We start from the raw sequence: 18524 nt of genomic DNA on the forward strand, positions 1-18524 counted from the left end.
AGGATCGGAAATCCGGCTCATAAGGTTTTACTTTTCCCTGAATTCAACTTGCGACTGTCGGGCAAAACGCACCACACAGGCAATTGTGCCCGCGGGATTGGGGCCAAAGGCGTTAAAACACCCACGGCATTGTCCAGGTTTCACTCAGCACCCTGTCGTCATATTGCAGGAAGGCACGTAAATTTGAACTTTGGGCATCACCTGTCCCAATCAGATCAAAGATCACGCGAACCCCACCATTTTCCGAATCCTTCATGATACGGACATTACGTATTTCGGCATTGGACGCGCTGATATTGGCTTTAAGATTGTCGAGGTCCGCCAGATAATATTCAAGCTCTTCACCGGCAAAATTCAGGATGAAACGGGTTGCCGCCTGTGCGTCATCACCCTCAGACTGGATACGCATGATGCGCGTATCGGTCGCCTGTGACAGCTTGTGCAGGTCGCTTCCATCCTGTGTTGCCGCAATCTTATATTCGAATGTCAGCTCGGTTCCCGCCTCGGGCTTGTTCTGCGGGACCCAGAAGGCGACAATATTGTCGTTACCTTCGCTCGGGCTTGGTATCTCGACCAGTTCAACATGCCCTTTGCCCCAATCACCTTTTGGCGTCACCCAATATCCCGGCTGCTGATCGAAACGGGTATCGAGATCCTGATAATGGTCAAAGTTCCGGTCACGCTGCAAAAGCCCGAAGCCGCGCGGATTTTCATCCAGGAACGAACTGATTTGCAGATTTGCCGGATTATCAAGCGGCCGCCAAAGCCATTCATTTTTACCGTTATTGATCAAAAGACCATCACTTGAATGAACTTCACCACGATAATCATCAAGGCGGCGGCGCTTCTGTTCGCCATAAAGGAACATGCTGTTCAATGGCGCAAGGCCGATCTTTTCGACACGATCCCGGAAGAACAGCGTGCTGCTGACATCAACTTTGCTGTTGTTACCCGGACGAATATCAAACCGATAGGCACCGGTTACGCGCACGCTATCAAGAAGCGCAAATACCGTGATCGTGCGCTCGCCTTGTTTGGGCGCAACGATCCAGAATTCACGAAATACCGGGATTTCTTCGCCGGACGGCCCGGCAAGATCAATGGTCAGGCCGCGTGCCATCTGCCCGGCAACCTGATCACGCCCCAGAATGCGGAAATAGGAAGCGCCAAGGAACGTCGCCAGTTCATCACTGCCTGCAACATTCCCCAACGGATATCGCAGACGGAAACCGGCATATCCCTGTGTCGAGAAATCATTACCCGAAAGGCCGGTCTCGCCAAAATCGAACAATCCCGCAGAATAGGGAACAGCCTGCACCTGACCTTCACGAATAAGGTTTATGGCAACCGGCACGTCATACATGTTGCCCGGATGATAAAGGTCCAGTGCGAAACCCGAATTCGCCTGACTGAAAAATGCTTTCTCGGATTTAAAGCGGATCTTCGCATAATTATCGGAGCTAAGATTTGCCAGTGCTTCGGGCAGCTCACGATGCGGGTTCTCGAACGGTTGCTTTGCAAGATTGCGCGCCCGCTCGATCACCTGTGCGGGATCAAAGAGCACTGGCACGGAAACCGCCGGTTTTTCAGCCGTCTCTGGTGCCGCCGCACCCTCAGCAGGTTGCACAGAATTATCAGCAGGATTATCAGCAGGGGTTTGGGCACCATCCGCCGCCGTTGGCTCTGTGCTTTCTGCTGCCGGGCTGGCCGTCTCGGCCTGTACGGGTACAGCAGGCTGCTCGCCTGACGAAGTTTCGGTCGTGGTGCTGCTATCCTGCGCGTGTACCGGGCCACTCGCCCCAAACGTTAAAAACCCCGCCAGCGCAACCGCAAGCAGAGCATGAACCGAGACACTGGTGACACGCTTTTGAAATCTGTACATATTTCCCGTCTGAGTTTTCCAACTGATCGGCGATTTTCCCGCCAAAGATGTTTTGCTTAAAGAACGGGGCAGCAATGTGACAGCATATTGATAAGAATCCGGTGCTGCCAGCATTTCAAATTCCGTATCGTGCGTCTTTACGCCTGTCCTGACCAGTCTCAAAGCGGCATTTTTGCATGGGCTATCATGCTGGAAAGCAGTGATTTCCAGCTTGACTAGAAAGAAAAAATTTTATGCGGTGCAATGATTAACGGATCGCCACAGACGCGGTCTTTAAATCACCCTGCAACATTCTGGGTGATACGCCGTATTTCTGCAAAATAGCCCGCGCAAGTGCTGTCGAACTGCGATACCCGACCTCGCCCGCGACGAATTGCAAACGCTGCCCCGCCTGCAAAAGCGCATGGGCGCGCTCAAGGCGGATGGTTTGCAAAAATTCCCCGGGAGATATTCCAAGCAAATCTCTGAATAACTGCGCAAAAGCCGCACGCGACATGCCTGCCAGCTCCGCCTGACTTTCAACCGACCAACCGTGCCCCGGACGATTGTAAAGTGCCCCAACGACACGCGAAATTCTTGGATCACGCAAAGCAGATAGGATACCCGCGCGCATCAATCCATGCTTTTGGCAATGTCGCATCACCATCAGGAATAACAGATCAATCAGGAGATTGACGGCTGTTCGCGTCCCCGGCTGAATCTCAAAAGCTTCGTTAAAAAGCTGCCCGGTGATCATTTCCAGCCCCGGCATCTCATCAAATGTCAGGACAAGGCAATCAGGAATCCCAAGCAGGGCCGGACCGGGTCCAGCATCATGAAAAAGCAAATTCGCGCATACGATGTCCGATCCCGTTTTCGGGGTTTCAATCTCATGGCGGGTAGCTTTTCCAAAAAGGATCAATCCCGGACGATCCAGAAAATGTGTCTGACGACCATCTATGAACACACGAACCGAGCCGCTACGCAAAACATGCAATATGCCCTGTTGAATAAGCGGCTTGTCATCTCGCCCCTGATGATCGCTGCGACCACACAAAGTTCCGGTAAAAAACGCATTTCCACGCGGATGGTTCACACCAAAAACGTCGGACAGAATATCGTGTTCAGACAAATTGCGCGTTTGTTCAGACAACAAGTCACTCCCCCGCTGCTAGCTTGTCTCAGGATTTCAAGGCCATTTCTTGATGCCTCACATTATCGATAACCGGCCAGTCACAAGCCGGTGATCGACCGGGAAGGAGAACCTCAATGACGAACCGCAAATTCAATCTTCGGACTGCCGCACTTACGCTTGCAATTGGCGTCACCGCAATCGGTGGCATCGCCTCATTCGCAAGCCCCGCCATCGCCGCACAGGAAGTCAATATTGTCGAAGGCTATGCCTTGCATGGCTATGACCCCGTGGCTTATTTCACGGTTGGCAGTCCGACCTTGGGAAATTCTGATTTTGTCGCAGAATATGACGGCGCGAAATATCGATTTGCCAGCGCGGAAAATCGCGATCAATTTAATGCTGATCCGGAAAAATATGCACCGCAATATGGCGGTTTCTGTGCATTCGGCACCGCGATGGGCCGCAAATTTGATGGTGATCCGACCGCATGGCGGATTGTGGATAACAAGCTTTATCTCAACCTGAACAAAGAAATTCAGGCACGCTGGCTGGCAGATATTCCGGGCTTCGTCCGGGGTGCTGATCACAACTGGGATATCATCCGTTCTATCGAAGACGCAAAACTTGCCGACGAAGCAATGGCACCCAAAAACCTGACGATTGGCGCCCAGTAATACCGAAATACGGTTCCTGATCTTTTTTGGCCATGAACGGAAACGGGCCGGTTCACGTCATGAACCGGCCCGTTTAATTTCAGATGACTGCGAATGCCGACCTGAAAACAAATCCCGTACTAGTAACCGACGGCACATCCATCCTTGCGCGGATCAGAACCGGCAACATAACCGGCATCGGTTTTCGCGATAAGCTGCGCACCACCAAAACCGAAATTGGTGCTATCGGGGGCCTCAACCTTGATCGCATGCCCCTTGGCTTTCAGGGCATCGATCACATCCGCCCCGACCGAGGCCTCAACGGCAACCTCAAGCCCGGAAAGCGCCTGCCAGCGCGGTGCATCGGCCGCCGTTTGCGGGTCCTGCCCCCAAAGCTGGGTGCGAAGCGTCATCTGCAAATGGCCCTGTGACTGCATCGGGCCGCCCATCACGCCAAAACTCATGACCGGGTTGCCGTCGTCCCCCATCAGGAAACCCGGAATGATTGTCTGGAACGGGCGTTTTCCACCCGCGACCTGATTGGGATGACCGTCTTTCAGGGTGAAACCGAAACCACGGTTTTGCAGGCTGATTGATGTGCCCGGCACAACAACACCGGACCCGAAACCCATATAGTTCGACTGGATGAACGACACCATCATGCCGCTTTCATCCGCCGCCGTGACATAGACCGTGCCACCATGCTTGGGCGCACCGGCCTTGAAATCCTGCGCCTTGCTGGCATCAATCAATGCCGCACGCGATTTCAGATAATCATCGGACAGCAGATGTTCGACCGTCACATCACGCATGTGATCCAGATCGGCGACATATTCATGCATATCCGCAAAGGCGAGCTTCATCGCCTCGATCTCAAGATGCAGGGCCTCGACCGAGTCCGGTGCATGATCGGCGATGTTGGTATGGCGCAAAATACCAAGCGCAATCAGGGCCGAAATCCCCTGCCCGTTTGGCGGGATTTCATGCAGCTTGACCTTGCCAAAGCTTTGCGAAATCGTTCCGACCCAGTCGGTTTTATGATTTCCAAGATCATCCTCGGTAAGGACCGCACCATTTTCCTTGGCAAAGGCCGCAATTTTGGCCGCCAGCCGCCCGCGATAGAAACTCTCGCCACCGGTTTCGGCAATATCTGTCAGGCTTTCCGCAATCGCGCGGTTGATGAACAATTCACCCGCCTTCGGTGCCTTGCCACCGGGCAGAAACGCCTCGGCAAAGCCCGGTTGCTTCCCCAAAAGATTGCCGCCCTTTTCCCAAAGGGTCGCGATGATCGGGGAAACGGCAAAACCACGGCTGGCATATTCGATGGCTGGCTCGAACAGTTTTTCAAACGGCAATTTGCCGAACTTGTCGGAAATCGTGCGCCAGGCCGAAACGGCCCCCGGTACGGTCACAGATTCCCAACCACGCTGCGGCATGGCATCCGCCCCGGCAAAGCGTTCCGGCGACCATGCCGCGGGCGCACGACCCGATGCATTAAGCCCGTGCAGTTCCTTGCCATCCCAGATGATCGCATAGGCATCAGACCCAAGCCCATTGCCCGTCGGCTCAAGCACCGTCAATGCAATGGCGGATGCCAATGCGGCATCGGCCGCATTTCCGCCCGCCAGCAACATGCGCAAACCGGCCTGTGCCGCCAATGGCTGGGATGTCGATACAACATTGCGCGCAAGCACCGGTGACCGGCGTGAGGCATAAAGCGCGTCATGACGAAGTTTCATTGGAGTCTCCTGATCGGCTTAATCGCCGTCCTGTTCATCGGTGGCGGGACGGTTCTTTTTGCGCATTTTAAGGATGGAACGGACACTGAAGATAACCGACAGCAACGCCGCCGCCAGAAGGACGGCTGAAATCGGTCGGGTAAAGAAAGTCATCCAGTCGGGATCACTCATCAATGCGCGGCGTAAATTGGTTTCGGCAATCGGTCCCAGGATCACACCCAGCACCAGCGGTGCCAGCGGATAATCAAGGCATTTAAGGCCATAACCAACCAGACCGATAATCCCCAGAAGATACAGGTCCGTCACACGGTTATTAAGCGCAAACGCCCCAATAACGCAGCAAATGATGACGGTCGGCACGATGAACTGTTTGGGAATGTCGGTCACCCGCAGGAACAGGCGCATGGAAGCGACACACACCACCAGCATCATCAGGCTTGAAACGATCATGGCAATGAACATGCCATAGGCCAGATCGGCATGATCCATGATCAGGCGCGGACCAACTGAAATGCCGTGCACCATAAGCGACGCCATCAGAATGGCATCCACCGCAGACCCCGGAATGCCCAACGCAATCATCGGGATCAGACCACCACCCGCCGTGGCAGAATTCCCTGCCTCGGACGCAACCACACCATCGGCACAGCCTTCACCGAATTTTTCCGGGTTTTTCGAACTGCGTTTGGCCTGATCATAGGCCAGCAGGTTGGCGATGGATCCACCCGCCCCCGGCAGCGCCCCAATCAGAACCCCGATCATCGATGACCGGAACAGATTGACCGGCGCCATCAGGACTTCGCGCATGACTTTCCATGTCTTGAAGTCGATGACATCCGGGATCAGCGCCTGATTGGCTTTCTTACCATGAATTTCCACTTCGCTCAGAAGCTGGCTGATCGCGAAAATACCAATCAGCACCACAAGGAACGGCAAGCCCGGCATCAAAAGATCGGTATCAAAGGTCAGGCGCGATTTACCCATCATCGGGTCCGGGCCAATGGTCGCAATGCCAAGGCCAATGACGCCCGCGATCAAACCACGGATTAACGAATTCCCGACAAGGCTTGCGACAATCGTCAGTGCAAAGACGATCAGCGCGAAATATTCCCACGGGCCAAGCTTGACCGCAATCAGCGCCAGCGGCGGGGCGGCCACGATCAGAACGATGGTCGAAATCACCGTCCCAAAAAACGATGCCCATACACCCAGTGAAAGGGCCCGGCCCGGTTCCCCCTTGCGCGCCATCGGAAAGGCATCAAAGGTTGTCGCAACCGAACTTGGTGTTCCGGGAATCCCCAGAAGGGCGGCACTGATCAGGCCACCGGTATACCCACCAACATAAACCGACAGCATCACCGACACCCCCTGCAACGGTTCCATCGCAAAGGTCAGCGGCAGCGTCAGAATGATTGCCATTGTTACGGTAAAACCGGGGATGGCCGCGGCAACAATCCCGGCAACCGACCCGATCAGCATGTATGTCAGGGTATCAAAGGCAAATACCTGATGGGCCCCGGCAAGAAACGCATCCAGCATAATTTAAACTTTCCCGCCTAACCCGCGAACAGAACGCCGCGCGGTAAGAACACATTGAAAACTTCTGCAAACAGCAGGTTCAACCCGACCGAAAAAATCAGGGCGGCGATGATGGACTGCATGACCGTGCGTCGCGAAACATCCGCAATCATCAATTGCGCAATCAGCAGAAAGACAAAACTCGCAAGCGAAAACCCGGTCCACGGCAGAACACCAAGATAAACCGCGAACAGGACAAACAGACCGATGGCGACCCGACGCACATAAAGCCACTGGGTAAAGGCAGCCCCCACACCCGCAAGACCACCCGCCCGCACGATTTCAATGATCGAGCGAACAGCCGCAATCAGGCAAAGCACCGCCAGCAGCGCAAAAACAAGTTTCGGAAACGTGCCCGCCCCCAGCGGTTCCCAGCGTGACGTCGGCAAACCGGCCGCCATCGAGGACAGAACAACAGAAACGCCACCAAAAACGATATAGGAGATCAGCCGCGCCAATTCGGTGCGGGCGCGCGAAGCAGCGGATACACCTGTATCCGCTGCTGCTGCCTCCGTCACCTTGACGGTCATCCTTCGAGCTTGCCGACAAGCTTCGCGATGGTCGCATTAAGCTTTTCAAGATAGGCGCTGTATTTTTCCTGACCATAGAACACCGGATCGGCACCGGCATTTTTCATCAGCTTGATCACGTCTTCGCGCTGCATGACCTTTTCGATATGGGCTTCAAGCGCATCAACGGTTTCCTGCGGCGTGCCTTTCGGCAGAACCACACCACGCGTGATCACCAGTTCCGCATCCATGCCAAGTTCCTTAAGCGTCGGAACATCGGGTGCATCGTCGGTACGTTCCTCGGTACCAACGGCGGCATAAACCAGATCACCATTGTCGACGAACTGCTTGGCCGACGAAATATCACCAATCGCGATATCGATGTTGCCACCCATCAGCGCGCGGATACGCTCACCCGTATCGGTGTAACCGACATAGGAAAACTGAAGCCCCATGGCTTCTTCGATCATCGCGATATGAACATGCGGAATCCCGCCCAGCGTCACACCGGCGCGAACGGCACCCGGATGCGCCTTGGCATAGGCGACCATTTCTTCGAAGTTCGAAAAATTATCGTTCTTCGAAAGCGTCAGATACTGCGGCGACGATGCCACCAGCGCGACGGGGATGAAGCTGTCCCAGTTAAGCTCGGTAATTCCGGTCTGGCTCGATACCAGAAGACCTTCGTGAATCTGCGAAATGGTATAGCCATCTGCCGGACGTTTGGCGAATTCGGCAAGGCCGACATTGCCACCCACGCCGGGCATATTGATGACAGGAATGGCCTGACCGGTTTCTTCGGCAAGGCCCTGGGCAACGATACGCATCAACGTGTCACTGCCGCCACCCGGCCCCCACGGCACAATGAATTCAATCGGTTTTTCGGGATAGCTCTGCGCCTGCGCGGGTGCGGCAAAGGCAGCGGCCATCAAACCGGCGGCTACGGCAATCTTGCGGAACATATGTTCTGCCTCCTGATGAGATTTGATACCTGAGTCTGAACCAATTTATATTTGGTTTGTTCATTTTGTCGCCATATTGTTGGCATTCTTGCATTTGGTTCGCAACTATTAAATCTGGTTAATGCGGATTAATTGTGAAATTAAGCTGATTAACAGCGCAAAACATTTGCCAACCACAACCGATCAAGGCTAGTACCAATACATTCATATAGTCTTTATTGGTTTGGATTGGTTCATCATGATTGAAATCGAAGGCACCATGAGCCTGTATCTGCTGTGGGGTGCGGCAATGCTGTTTGCCGGCATCGTTGGCGGCATCATGGCCGGGCTTCTGGGCGTCGGCGGCGGCATCGTCATTGTGCCGGTGCTGTATCATTTCCTGACCACCATGGGTGTGGATGAAAGCCTGCGCATGCAGGTCGCCGTTGCCACGTCGCTCACGACGATTATCGCCACCGCGATTTCATCCACCCGAAGCCACTATAAAAAGGGTTCGGTTGATATCGCCCTGCTCAAACACTGGGGCCCGGCAATTGTCGTCGGTGTTCTGATTGGCACCGCGATTGGCGGCTTTGCCGATGGCCGGGTTCTGACCATTGTCTTTGCCGTCGTCGCCCTGCTGGTTGCCGCCAATATGATTCTGGTCCGGGATCGCGAAACCGATACCCAGAAAAACCCGCCCAAATCCGTCTGGGCGATACTGGGTGTGATCGCAGGCAGCCTGTCGGCCATGATGGGCATCGGTGGTGGCACGATCTGCGTACCGGTGCTCAGCTTCCTTGGATATGACATCCGCCGTGCGGTGGGCACATCGGCCGCAATCGGCCTGATCATCGCCCTGCCCGGCACCATTGGTTATGCGATGTCTGGTATCGGTGTGGACGGGCGGCCGCCCTTCTCGCTGGGATATGTAAACGTTCTGGCCGCGGCCCTGCTGATCCCGATGACGGTTCTTTTCGCACCGGTTGGCGCCCGCATCGCACATTCCATCCCAAGACGCGCGCTTCGCATCTGTTTTGGCCTGTTTCTGGCCATCACATCATTGCGCATGTTCTATGATCTGATTTCCTGATATCTGATTGGGATTGATGCTGTTCCGGGCTGATGAAACCGCAAGGGTGCAAAACGCGGGAAGCGACCCGGAACAGAAGATTAGCTTTAAACGTCCAGATAACGATAAAAAACGCCATGAATGACATAGCAACCCAGGACTTGGCAGAAAAGCTGAGAACAAGCTTCACCGCGGGAGAATTCGTCAAGGACGGGCGCGTCATCGCCGAACGCGAACTGGCCGAACAGCTTGATGTCGGACGCCGCGCACTGCGCAAGGCACTCGATCAGCTTGAATCTGATGGTCTGATCTGGCGTCGTCAGGGTCAGGGCACCTTTGTCGGAACGCCGCCAACACCGCGCCTTCGCAAGCTTGAAGGACTGGCCACCCGAACAAGCCCGTTTGAAATCATGGAAGTCCGCCAGGAGATCGAGCCCTCCATGGCCCGGTTCGCCGCCCTTCGCGCCTCACAGGCCGATATCGACACCATGCGCACCATGGTCGAAAACGCTGCCAAGGCCCAGAATCAGGGCGAATATGAAAAATGGGACGCGGCCTTTCATCAGAAACTGGCCGAAAGTGTCCGAAACACCCTGTTTCTGGCAGTGTTCGAAGCCGTCAGTGCCGTTCGCCGCGAAGCCGCATGGGCGCGCATGCGCGAAAGCAGCCATTCGGATCGCCTGATCAATGACCTAAGCGCCCAGCATCGCGAAATCGTCGATGCCATAGAACAGCGCGACCCGAAACGCGCAGAAGACGCCATGCGCCGTCATCTGGTTCAGGTCGAACAGGCGTTAAAGCAAATCTGACCGGAAATTTGATCTTCGATCACGCCACCGGGGCAAACGCGGCAAATATCCCGTCATAGGATTTGACCGGCGGGCTGGCATAGGCCCCCGCCTTGCTGGTCTGAAGCCCAAGCATCCCCATCGCCTCGATCAGCTTGACCGCCGCACTGACCCCGTCAATCACCGGCACGCCAAGTTCGGCCTGCAGACGGTCGGCAATATCGGTCATTCCGGCACAGCCCAGCACAATCGCCTCGGCACCATCTTCGGCAAGGCAGTTTTCCGCCGAAATTTTCAGCGCCAGATAGGCCATATCCGCATTCTCGCCCTCGAAATCCAGTGTCCGAACACCCGCCGCCCGCACCACACATTGCGACGACGCCCCGTATTTCGACACCAGATGTTCAAGCGGCCGCACCGACACCGCCATCGGGGTGACGATGGCAAACCGCGATGCAACGATGGCCGCAAACCGAAGGGCCGCCTCGCACAAGCCCATCACCGGTGCCTTGGTCAAACAGCGTGCGGCATCGACACCGGTATCATCAAAACATGCCACCACATATCCGCTGATCTTCCCGCCCGAAGCCCCGTCTGCCTCAAGCCCGCGCATCGCGGCAAGCAACCCGACACTGGCAAATGCCTCGTCATAATACCCCTCAATACTGGCCGGGCCGAATTGCGGATTAAGCGCCAGAACCTCGGTCCCCGGTGCCACAATACGGCGTGCTTGGGCACCAACCTTTTCGGTAAACCCGACCGACATATTGGGATTGATAACCGCGATCCGGGTCATGCCTTTTGCCCCTTGCGATGCCGCAGGATAAGGACCGAACCAAGTGCGATGGCAATCACCACAAACGAAAAGCCCGTCGTCACCGTGCCCAGCGCATAAAGCACGGGCGTCGTCACATTGGTCGTCATCCCGTAAATCTCAAGCGGCAGGGTATTAAGCGCGCCCGCCGTCATCAGGGTCCGGGCAAACTCGTCATAGGACAGGGTAAAGGAAAACATCGCGACCCCGATCAGGCTGGGGGCCACCATCGGCAGAACAATATGCCAGATGGTCTGCCAACTGCTTGCACCCAGATCACGCGCGGCTTCTTCAAAGGACGGATCAAACCGGTTAAACACCGCAAACATGATCAAAAGCCCGAACGGGAAGGTCCAAGTCAGATGCGCGCCAAGGGCCGATGTAAACCATTGCGGTTGCCAGCTCACGATATTGAACAGCAATCCGATGCCAAGTGAAATCAGGATCGACGGCACGATCAGGCTGGCAATCGCCAGATAGAAAATCACGCTGTCCCCCTTGAACCGCTTGCGAAACGCCAATCCGGCCATGAAGGACACCAGAACCGTCACCACCATGACAATCAGGCCAAGTTTAAGGGATCGCAGGAACGACCCGCCAAAATCCCCGACCGCCTGCTGTTCAAACAGGTTGCCGAACCAATGGACCGAAAATCCATTCATCGGAAAGGTCAGACCGCCATTCTCCCCCTGAAATGACAGGATAAAAATCGTCAGCATCGGCCCATACAGGAACAGCACAAACAGCGCAAAGAAGGCCGCCAGAAAATAGAAACTTGTCGGGCGCTTTTCACGGGTCTTCGCCATCTCAAAGCTCCTTCCTGATATCGACCATGCGAAGCAACGCCGTCACAATCAAAAGCACGGTCACCAGAAGCACCACCGCACTGGCCGCCGCCGCCGGATATTGCAGCAACCCGATTTCATTGGAAATCTGAAGCCCGACCGACGCACTCTGCCCGCCACTCATCAAACGCACCGTGATGAAATCCCCCATCACGACCGTGATGACAAAGATCGAACCGATTGCAATGCCGGGCTTCGATAACGGCACAATAACGTGCCGAAGGGTTTCAAACCCCGATGCCCCGGCATCACGCGCCGCCTCGATCAGGGAACGGTCAATGCGCATCATCGAATTGAAAATCGGCACCACCATAAACAGGGTGTAAAGATGCACATCCGCCAGAACGACCGCAAAATCCGAAAACAGCAGGAATTCAAGCGGCTCATCAACAATTCCCAGCCCCATAAGGGCCGAATTCAAAAGCCCGTTGCGCCCCAAAAACGGAATCCACGAAATCATGCGAATGATATTCGATGTCCAGAACGGGATCGTGCACAACATGAACAGGACAATCTGCCATGTCAGGCTGCGCACATGAAACGCCAGGAAATAGGCAACCGTGAACCCGATCAGAAGCGTGAAGCCCCAGGTCAGGGCAGCATATTTGAAGGTATTAAGGTAAATCTGCCAGGTCACCGATGACCCCAGCAGATATTTGTAATTTTCAAAAATGAAGTCGGGCAGAATGCGGTATTCGTCATAGTCCCAGAAACTGACGACAATAATCGTCAGCAACGGCACGACCAGAAAGATCGCAAAGATCAGCGCCATCGGCGAGATCAGGAAATACGATGATCGTTTGGACATATCAAACGCCATTGTCTGCCCTTTGAACCGGAAAAATCATCAAAGAAATCAGGATATCGGGCGCAACCAAAGCTGCGCCCGATCAAATTCAGATGCCTTATGCGGCGATGAATTCGTTCCACTTGCGGACCATGTGCTTGTTCTCGTCCATGACAGAGTTCCAGCACGCAACCGATCCCATGCGTTCCTCGTACGAACCACCATCGCGAACCGCACCGGCCTTTTCCATCACCTTGCCATCCGGGCTAAGGATATCGCCCTGGGCTTCCTTGCCTTCCATCCAGAAGCCCCATTCGTCTTCGGACATGAATTTCTGTGCCGTTGCCGGGGCGGCACTGTAATAACCCTGACGGTTAAGATACGCACCGACCCAGCCCGACAGGTACCAGTCGATATATTCATACGCCGCCTCAAGTTCGAGGCCGGTAAGGTGCTTGGCAAGACCAATGCCACCACCCCATGCACGATACCCTTCCTTAAGCGGCTGGTATTTGCATGCAATGCCCTTGGACCGAACGGCAGCAACCGCCGGTGACCACATCGACTGGATCACGACTTCGCCCGATGCCATCAGGTTGACCGACTCATCGAAGCTCTTCCAGAATGCGCGGAACTGACCGGCTTTCTTGGCATCGATCATGATCGCAATCGTCTTGTCGATTTCTTCCTGGGTCATGTTGCCCTTGTCACCATAGGTGACTTCACCCATGGCTTCGCAAACCATGGCCGCATCCATGATCCCGATGGACGGAATGTTCAGGATCGACGCCTTGCCCTTGAAGGCCGGATCAAGCAGATCGGCCCAGCTATTGATCGGGCGTTCGATCAGGTCGGGACGAATGCCCAGCGTATCCGCATTGTAAATCGTCGGAACAAGGGTCATCCACTGGGTCGGTGCAGATGCAAATTCGACACTGTCGGCACCTTCAACGAAGCCAACCGTGTGCGGTGCCGTGCCCTGTGCAATCTCGGAATCCGGGGTCAGTTTGCCATCGATGAACAGCTTGGAAATATACTGATAGTTTTTAAGCTTGGTGGTATCCATCGGCTGCATGGTGCCCGCCGGGAAAACCTTTTTGCAGATCCAGTATTCGATATCGGCAATATCAAACGATTTCGGCTGGGTGACCGCACGCTGCGCAACCGCATCGGAATCAAGGGCCGTCATCTGAAGCGTGAAACCAAGGTCTTCCTTAACCTTGTCGGCAACCGCGTTGATGTTTGAAACACCCGTACCGAACTGGCGCAATGTCACATCCTTGATGTTCTGCGCCCAGATGGTCGGGAAACCGGTGATCGCACCTGAACCAATCGCGACACCGGCAGTCGCAGCCGCCCCTTTAACAAAACCGCGGCGGGTGACTTCCTTGGTCGAAAGCAGGTTTTTCGTCGTTTTGGAATTGTCGGTCGTCATGTGAAGCTCCTGATAAATGATGTTTTTTTAGGCCAGAACATGCGCGTGTTCGGGTTTCCAGTAGGCGATGAACTTTTCCTTCCGGCGCACGGGCGCCTGCCGAAATTCACTTTCGGTCTTCATCAGGGTGATTTCCTTGCCGTCATTGGTCGTCGCCACAATCCGCACCCAAAGGCCGAGATACTCGACCGTTGTGATTTCGACGGGAATCTGACCGTTTTCGGCATCACCGGGCGCTGTTTCACCCAGTCCGATCAGGTCGGTACGAATTGTGAATTCAAGATCCTCGCCCGTGGCACCACCGCCATAACCGGGCAGGAAGAAACTATCGGGACCACGGCTCAGAAGCGTGCCCGCCGGACTGCTTTCCGAAACCGTTCCCTTGAAGATATTCTGACCGCCCATGAAATTGGCGATGAAGCGCGAACGCGGCTTGTTGAATATTTCCTCGGGCGTGCCTTTCTGGCGAATAACACCGTCTTCCATGACAACAACCATGTCCGAAAGCGCAAGCGCCTCGTCCTGGGCATGGGTGACATGGACAAACGTGATGCCAAGCTCCTGCTGAAGGCGGCGCAATTCGTCGCGCATCCGCGCCCGCAGGAACGGATCAAGCGCTGAAAGTGGCTCGTCAAGCAACAGGACGGAGGGCTGCGTGATCAAGGCACGTGCAAGCGCAATGCGCTGCTGCTGCCCACCCGAAAGCTGATCGGGCTTGCGATCCGCAAATTTTTCCATATGGACGCGGGCCAGCATTTCCTTGGCCCGTTCATTGCGCTCTGCTGTTGAAATGCCCTGCATCCGCAGGCCGAACGCGACATTTTCCATACAGGTCATATGTGGGAACAATGCATAATTCTGGAACATCATGGCCGTGCCACGCTTGACCGGCGGAAGCTCGGTGACATTGCGATCCCCGATCAGAAGATCACCCTCGCTGATCACCTCATGCCCGGCGATCATGCGCAATGTCGTGGTTTTGCCGCAGCCGGATGGACCAATCAGGCAACAATAGGCCCCTGCCGGTATTTTGAGGTCGATCGATTTGACTGCGATGGTACTGCCGTAATGCTTACTGACAGCGATCAACTCAATGGCCCCGTTACCCTTCATGCGCCCACCCGTTACTGCATGCAAAATTGTTAACAATCCATATTTTTGATTGTAGGCAAATTGCATGCCACTTTCAGGATCGGCAGTTTTGCGGGACGTTCACCCGAAACCATAGGGCGACAAAACCGGCCAATGCCCGATTCATACGCAATTTGTGCGCAATTTTTGCACAGAAGCATTCTTTTGATTAAACCGAAGGCAAAGCCGTCGCGGCTCATCCAAAACGATTGCCGCATTTTTTTGTTTTGCAGATCGTCAACAATTTTGTAGAAAAGAATTGACCCCTCGAATGAACAACCGGAAAGATGCGCCGCGATGGCCAACCCCGCACAGCCCACCCCCTATAAAGGCAGCGGTAAACTTCGCCCGGAAGAATTGATCTATCAGGAAATGCTGGGTGCCATTCTTGACCGGCGGCTGGAACCGGGCATGAAACTGATCGAAGAAGATCTTGCCAAAACATTCTCGGTCAGCCGTGCCCGCATCCGGGCCACCTTTTTACAGTTGGCCCATGACAAGCTGATCAATCTGGTCCCCAATCGCGGGGCCTTCATCGCCGAGCCCGCCATTGACGAGGCGATCGAGGTCTTTTCGGCCCGCCGCATGATCGAAGACGGCGTGGTGCGTAAAATCGCCGCCAAGATGACGCCCGACCGCGCAAGCCAGATCCGCGAACATCTGGAACGCGAACATCAGGCCCATCATGCCGGCGATCATCGCGCCGCCATTATCCTGTCGGGGGAATTCCACCTGTTGCTGGCCCGCCTTGCCGGCAATCTGGTGATCGAGGAATTTCTGGAACGCCTGATCCTGCGAAGCTCGCTGATCATTGCGATGTATGAAAGCCCGCAACCGGTTGACTGCTCTCATTCGGAACATGAAACGCTGTTAAACGCCCTTCTGGGCGGCGACCCGGACGCGGCAGCCGCCGAAATGGCCAAACACCTTGATGCCATTCGCGACCGGTTACAGCTTCAACGCCCCAAACCAGCCAAAACCGATTTCGCCAGCATCTTTGGCCGAAATCCCAAATCGGTTGCCAGCTAATCCGGCCAGTGATGGGTCGGGATTTTCAAATATCAGCACCCGCCATCGGCTTCCATAAGGCATGGGGCGGACCGCGCAGCTTCCGCCCGGACACGCCAGAAATCCTTGGCCAGAAATCCCTAGCCAGTAATCCTTGGCCGTAATGCGCGGCACAACACAGCGCAGCACTATACGGCACGGGCATACACGCCCGCAGGCTACTGACACAGCATTCCCAACCAGATCGTCATTCCCGCGACGGCGGGAATCCAGTCTCTTTCAATGGGATATGGATTCCGGGTCTGCGCGCCGCTTTGCCCGGAATGACGATTTTGATCCATTCCGGGCTTTGTCAATAATCTGAATTCTGACGGGCCCACACGCCCGTCGCTTTCTCTGACCAAATATAATTGTATAAATTATCCAATAATGCTTAACTGATTGAATCTCTACTTGCGGCTGCCGATGTCGATTTTGTCATATAATATTATATTTACATCGCCGCCCCGATTTCCTAAGCTGCGCCGAAGAAAACCGCGCAAATCGGGCGTTTGCAGATTACCGCAATCAACGGCCCAACCCTTTGCACGGTATCATCATACAAACACGCCAACCCCACAGGAGGCTCCATGCTGAATGGACAGCACTATATTGCAGGCGAATGGCTGAACGGTCCGGATGTGTTTCAGGCCGACAATCCGTCGACGGGTGAAAAACTGCCAACAAAGTTCCAGCACGGCACCGAGGAACTGGTGGATCAGGCGGTTCAGGCGGCAAATGCCTGTGCCGAAGAATTTGCGGCGATGCTGCCGGCCAAACGCGCGGCCTTCCTGCGCGCGATTGCCGATGAAATCGATGCGCGCGGCGATGAAATCACCGAAATCGGCAATCTTGAATCTGCCCTGCCCGCTGCACGCCTGACCGGCGAGCGCGGCCGCACCGTGGGCCAGTTGCGCTTCTTTGCCGACTGGATCGAAGAAGGATCATGGTTCGAAGCCCGCATCGAAACCGCCCAGCCAGATCGTCAGCCGCTGCCAAAGCCGGACATCCGCGTGATGCATAAGGCACTTGGCCCGGTCGGTGTTTTCGGCGCGTCAAACTTCCCGCTGGCATTCTCGACCGCAGGCGGGGATACCGCATCAGCACTGGCGGCGGGTTGCCCGGTCGTGTTCAAGGGCCACGCGGCCCACCCCGGCACGTCCGAAGTCGTTGCCAAGGCCATCGAAGCCGCAATTAAAAAAACCGGCATGCCCAAAGGCGTGTTCAGCCTGATCCATGGCGGCACCCGCAAGGTCGGTCAGGCACTGGTCGCCCATCCGCTGATCAAGGCGGTCGGCTTTACCGGTTCGACCGGTGGCGGTCGTGCGCTGTTTGATATTGCCGTCTCCCGCCCGGAACCGATCCCGTTCTATGGCGAACTCGGCAGCAACAACCCGGTCTTCCTGATGCCCAAAGCAATGGGTGCAAAGGCCGTTGAAATCGCAAAGGGCTGGGTGGGATCGCTCACCATGGGTGTTGGCCAGTTCTGCACCAATCCGGGTCTTCTGATCGCGCTTAAAGGTGCTGATCTTGATGCCTTTGTCGAAACTGCTGCCGCCGAACTGGGTCAGGTTGGCGGTGCCGCCATGCTGACCGACCGCGTTTCAAGCGCCTATCATCATGTCACCGATGCGATGGCCGGTCACGCCAAGGTAACCTGCGCGCTTAAACGCCGCGACAGCGACGGCCCGTTCGAAGGCAGCCCGGCAATCTTCCGCACCACGGCTGCCGACTGGCAGGCCAACCCCGAACTGGCCGAAGAAATGTTCGGCCCGGCCGGCATCATTGTCGAATGCGACACGCCCGAAGAAATGGTTTCCCTCTCCGCAACCCTGATCGGGCAGTTGACCGCGACCGTTCATATGGTTGATGCCGATGCCGAACTGGCCGGGAAACTGCGCCCCGCCCTTGAAAAATGTGCTGGCCGCATCCTGATCAATGGCTGGCCAACCGGGGTCGAGGTTTGCCATTCCATGGTGCATGGCGGCCCCTATCCGGCAAGCACGGATTCCCGTGCAACATCGGTCGGGTCGCTCGCGATCAAACGCTTCATCCGCCCGGTCTCCTATCAGGCCTTCCCGGATGCATTGCTGCCCGAAGCCCTCAAGGACGCGAACCCGCTTAACATCCCGCGCCTTGTAAACGGCAAATGGCAGATGCCGAAATAATCCCGGCCACATCAATCAATC

The 18524-nt window shown here is 55.5% G+C and carries 16 protein-coding genes; 5 read left to right on the forward strand and 11 right to left on the reverse strand.

Annotated elements, in window-relative coordinates:
• Nucleotides 1–112 precede the first annotated feature (112 nt).
• Nucleotides 113–1882 carry an OpgD/OpgG family glucan biosynthesis protein gene (locus tag ABIE64_RS05930; protein WP_354376884.1) on the reverse strand — a complete coding sequence of 590 codons (1770 nt, stop codon included), beginning with the start codon at nt 1880–1882 and terminating at the stop codon, nt 113–115.
• Between the two features lie 247 nt (nt 1883–2129).
• On the reverse strand, nt 2130–3014 hold the full coding sequence (locus ABIE64_RS05935) for an AraC family transcriptional regulator (protein WP_354376885.1): 885 nt from the start codon (nt 3012–3014) through the stop codon (nt 2130–2132).
• A 116-nt stretch (nt 3015–3130) separates the two neighbouring features.
• Here ABIE64_RS05935 and ABIE64_RS05940 point away from each other — a divergent pair, with 116 nt between their 5' ends.
• Nucleotides 3131–3670: a YHS domain-containing (seleno)protein gene (locus ABIE64_RS05940; protein ID WP_354376886.1), complete on the forward strand. Its 540-nt coding sequence runs from the start codon at nt 3131–3133 to the stop codon at nt 3668–3670.
• Between the two features lie 119 nt (nt 3671–3789).
• Here the strand turns inward: ABIE64_RS05940 and ABIE64_RS05945 are convergent, their stop codons facing one another.
• From ABIE64_RS05945 to ABIE64_RS05960, 4 genes are read right to left on the reverse strand one after another with little or no spacing between them, the layout of a single operon-like run.
• Nucleotides 3790–5388 carry a gamma-glutamyltransferase family protein gene (locus tag ABIE64_RS05945; protein WP_354376887.1) on the reverse strand — a complete coding sequence of 533 codons (1599 nt, stop codon included), beginning with the start codon at nt 5386–5388 and terminating at the stop codon, nt 3790–3792.
• Between the two features lie 18 nt (nt 5389–5406).
• Nucleotides 5407–6927, reverse strand: coding sequence for a tripartite tricarboxylate transporter permease (locus ABIE64_RS05950; RefSeq protein ID WP_007088644.1), 1521 nt, complete (start codon nt 6925–6927; stop codon nt 5407–5409).
• 17 nt (nt 6928–6944) lie between these two features.
• Nucleotides 6945–7496, reverse strand: coding sequence for a tripartite tricarboxylate transporter TctB family protein (locus tag ABIE64_RS05955; RefSeq protein WP_037988301.1), 552 nt, complete (start codon nt 7494–7496; stop codon nt 6945–6947).
• Entirely contained in the window at nt 7493–8437 is a 945-nt protein-coding gene (locus tag ABIE64_RS05960; RefSeq protein ID WP_341365131.1) for a tripartite tricarboxylate transporter substrate binding protein, read from the reverse strand. Before ABIE64_RS05960 ends, ABIE64_RS05955 begins: the two co-directional genes overlap by 4 nt.
• Nucleotides 8438–8675: 238 nt before the next feature.
• Here ABIE64_RS05960 and ABIE64_RS05965 point away from each other — a divergent pair, with 238 nt between their 5' ends.
• Nucleotides 8676–9509 carry a sulfite exporter TauE/SafE family protein gene (locus tag ABIE64_RS05965; protein ID WP_037988410.1) on the forward strand — a complete coding sequence of 278 codons (834 nt, stop codon included), beginning with the start codon at nt 8676–8678 and terminating at the stop codon, nt 9507–9509.
• Between the two features lie 116 nt (nt 9510–9625).
• A complete protein-coding gene (locus tag ABIE64_RS05970; RefSeq protein WP_354376888.1) occupies nt 9626–10297 on the forward strand; it encodes a FadR/GntR family transcriptional regulator in 672 nt (223 codons plus the stop codon).
• Nucleotides 10298–10316: 19 nt separating this feature from the next.
• Here the strand turns inward: ABIE64_RS05970 and ABIE64_RS05975 are convergent, their stop codons facing one another.
• The 5 genes from ABIE64_RS05975 to ABIE64_RS05995 form a co-directional block, all read right to left on the reverse strand.
• The gene (locus ABIE64_RS05975; protein WP_354376889.1) at nt 10317–11072 is read right to left on the reverse strand and encodes an aspartate/glutamate racemase family protein; all 756 of its coding nucleotides are present in this window, start codon (nt 11070–11072) and stop codon (nt 10317–10319) included.
• Nucleotides 11069–11896 carry an ABC transporter permease gene (locus ABIE64_RS05980; protein ID WP_063092408.1) on the reverse strand — a complete coding sequence of 276 codons (828 nt, stop codon included), beginning with the start codon at nt 11894–11896 and terminating at the stop codon, nt 11069–11071. Before ABIE64_RS05980 ends, ABIE64_RS05975 begins: the two co-directional genes overlap by 4 nt.
• A 1-nt stretch (nt 11897) precedes the next feature.
• On the reverse strand, nt 11898–12743 hold the full coding sequence (locus ABIE64_RS05985; protein WP_223304904.1) for an ABC transporter permease: 846 nt from the start codon (nt 12741–12743) through the stop codon (nt 11898–11900).
• Between the two features lie 97 nt (nt 12744–12840).
• Nucleotides 12841–14157 carry an ABC transporter substrate-binding protein gene (locus tag ABIE64_RS05990; protein ID WP_062950322.1) on the reverse strand — a complete coding sequence of 439 codons (1317 nt, stop codon included), beginning with the start codon at nt 14155–14157 and terminating at the stop codon, nt 12841–12843.
• A 27-nt stretch (nt 14158–14184) separates the two neighbouring features.
• Complete coding sequence (locus ABIE64_RS05995) at nt 14185–15270, reverse strand: ABC transporter ATP-binding protein (protein ID WP_354376890.1); 1086 nt, start codon at nt 15268–15270, stop codon at nt 14185–14187.
• 315 nt (nt 15271–15585) lie between these two features.
• Between ABIE64_RS05995 and ABIE64_RS06000 the strand changes: the two genes are divergently transcribed.
• Together ABIE64_RS06000 and ABIE64_RS06005 are read left to right on the forward strand one after the other, a co-directional pair.
• Entirely contained in the window at nt 15586–16317 is a 732-nt protein-coding gene (locus ABIE64_RS06000; RefSeq protein ID WP_354376891.1) for a GntR family transcriptional regulator, read from the forward strand.
• Between the two features lie 608 nt (nt 16318–16925).
• Entirely contained in the window at nt 16926–18503 is a 1578-nt protein-coding gene (locus tag ABIE64_RS06005; RefSeq protein ID WP_354376892.1) for an aldehyde dehydrogenase (NADP(+)), read from the forward strand.
• The last annotated feature ends 21 nt before the right edge of the window (nt 18504–18524 follow it).

The sequence above is a fragment of the Thalassospira sp. MBR-102 genome, assembly GCF_040549275.1.
Classification (GTDB): domain Bacteria; phylum Pseudomonadota; class Alphaproteobacteria; order Rhodospirillales; family Thalassospiraceae; genus Thalassospira; species Thalassospira xiamenensis.

Bases quoted from the DNA above. Each gene is read 5' to 3' on its own strand.
- ABIE64_RS05945 (WP_354376887.1), bottom strand. From the start codon at position 5,388: ATGAAACTTCGTCATGACGCGCTTTATGCCTCACGCCGGTCACCGGTG.
- ABIE64_RS05930 (WP_354376884.1), bottom strand. From the start codon at position 1,882: ATGTACAGATTTCAAAAGCGTGTCACCAGTGTCTCGGTTCATGCTCTG.
- ABIE64_RS05950 (WP_007088644.1), bottom strand. From the start codon at position 6,927: ATGCTGGATGCGTTTCTTGCCGGGGCCCATCAGGTATTTGCCTTTGAT.
- ABIE64_RS05955 (WP_037988301.1), bottom strand. From the start codon at position 7,496: ATGACCGTCAAGGTGACGGAGGCAGCAGCAGCGGATACAGGTGTATCC.
- ABIE64_RS05960 (WP_341365131.1), bottom strand. From the start codon at position 8,437: ATGTTCCGCAAGATTGCCGTAGCCGCCGGTTTGATGGCCGCTGCCTTT.
- ABIE64_RS05980 (WP_063092408.1), bottom strand. From the start codon at position 11,896: ATGGCGAAGACCCGTGAAAAGCGCCCGACAAGTTTCTATTTTCTGGCG.
- ABIE64_RS05985 (WP_223304904.1), bottom strand. From the start codon at position 12,743: ATGTCCAAACGATCATCGTATTTCCTGATCTCGCCGATGGCGCTGATC.
- ABIE64_RS05965 (WP_037988410.1), top strand. From the start codon at position 8,676: ATGATTGAAATCGAAGGCACCATGAGCCTGTATCTGCTGTGGGGTGCG.
- ABIE64_RS05990 (WP_062950322.1), bottom strand. From the start codon at position 14,157: ATGACGACCGACAATTCCAAAACGACGAAAAACCTGCTTTCGACCAAG.
- ABIE64_RS06000 (WP_354376891.1), top strand. From the start codon at position 15,586: ATGGCCAACCCCGCACAGCCCACCCCCTATAAAGGCAGCGGTAAACTT.
- ABIE64_RS05995 (WP_354376890.1), bottom strand. From the start codon at position 15,270: ATGAAGGGTAACGGGGCCATTGAGTTGATCGCTGTCAGTAAGCATTAC.
- ABIE64_RS06005 (WP_354376892.1), top strand. From the start codon at position 16,926: ATGCTGAATGGACAGCACTATATTGCAGGCGAATGGCTGAACGGTCCG.
- ABIE64_RS05975 (WP_354376889.1), bottom strand. From the start codon at position 11,072: ATGACCCGGATCGCGGTTATCAATCCCAATATGTCGGTCGGGTTTACC.
- ABIE64_RS05940 (WP_354376886.1), top strand. From the start codon at position 3,131: ATGACGAACCGCAAATTCAATCTTCGGACTGCCGCACTTACGCTTGCA.
- ABIE64_RS05970 (WP_354376888.1), top strand. From the start codon at position 9,626: ATGAATGACATAGCAACCCAGGACTTGGCAGAAAAGCTGAGAACAAGC.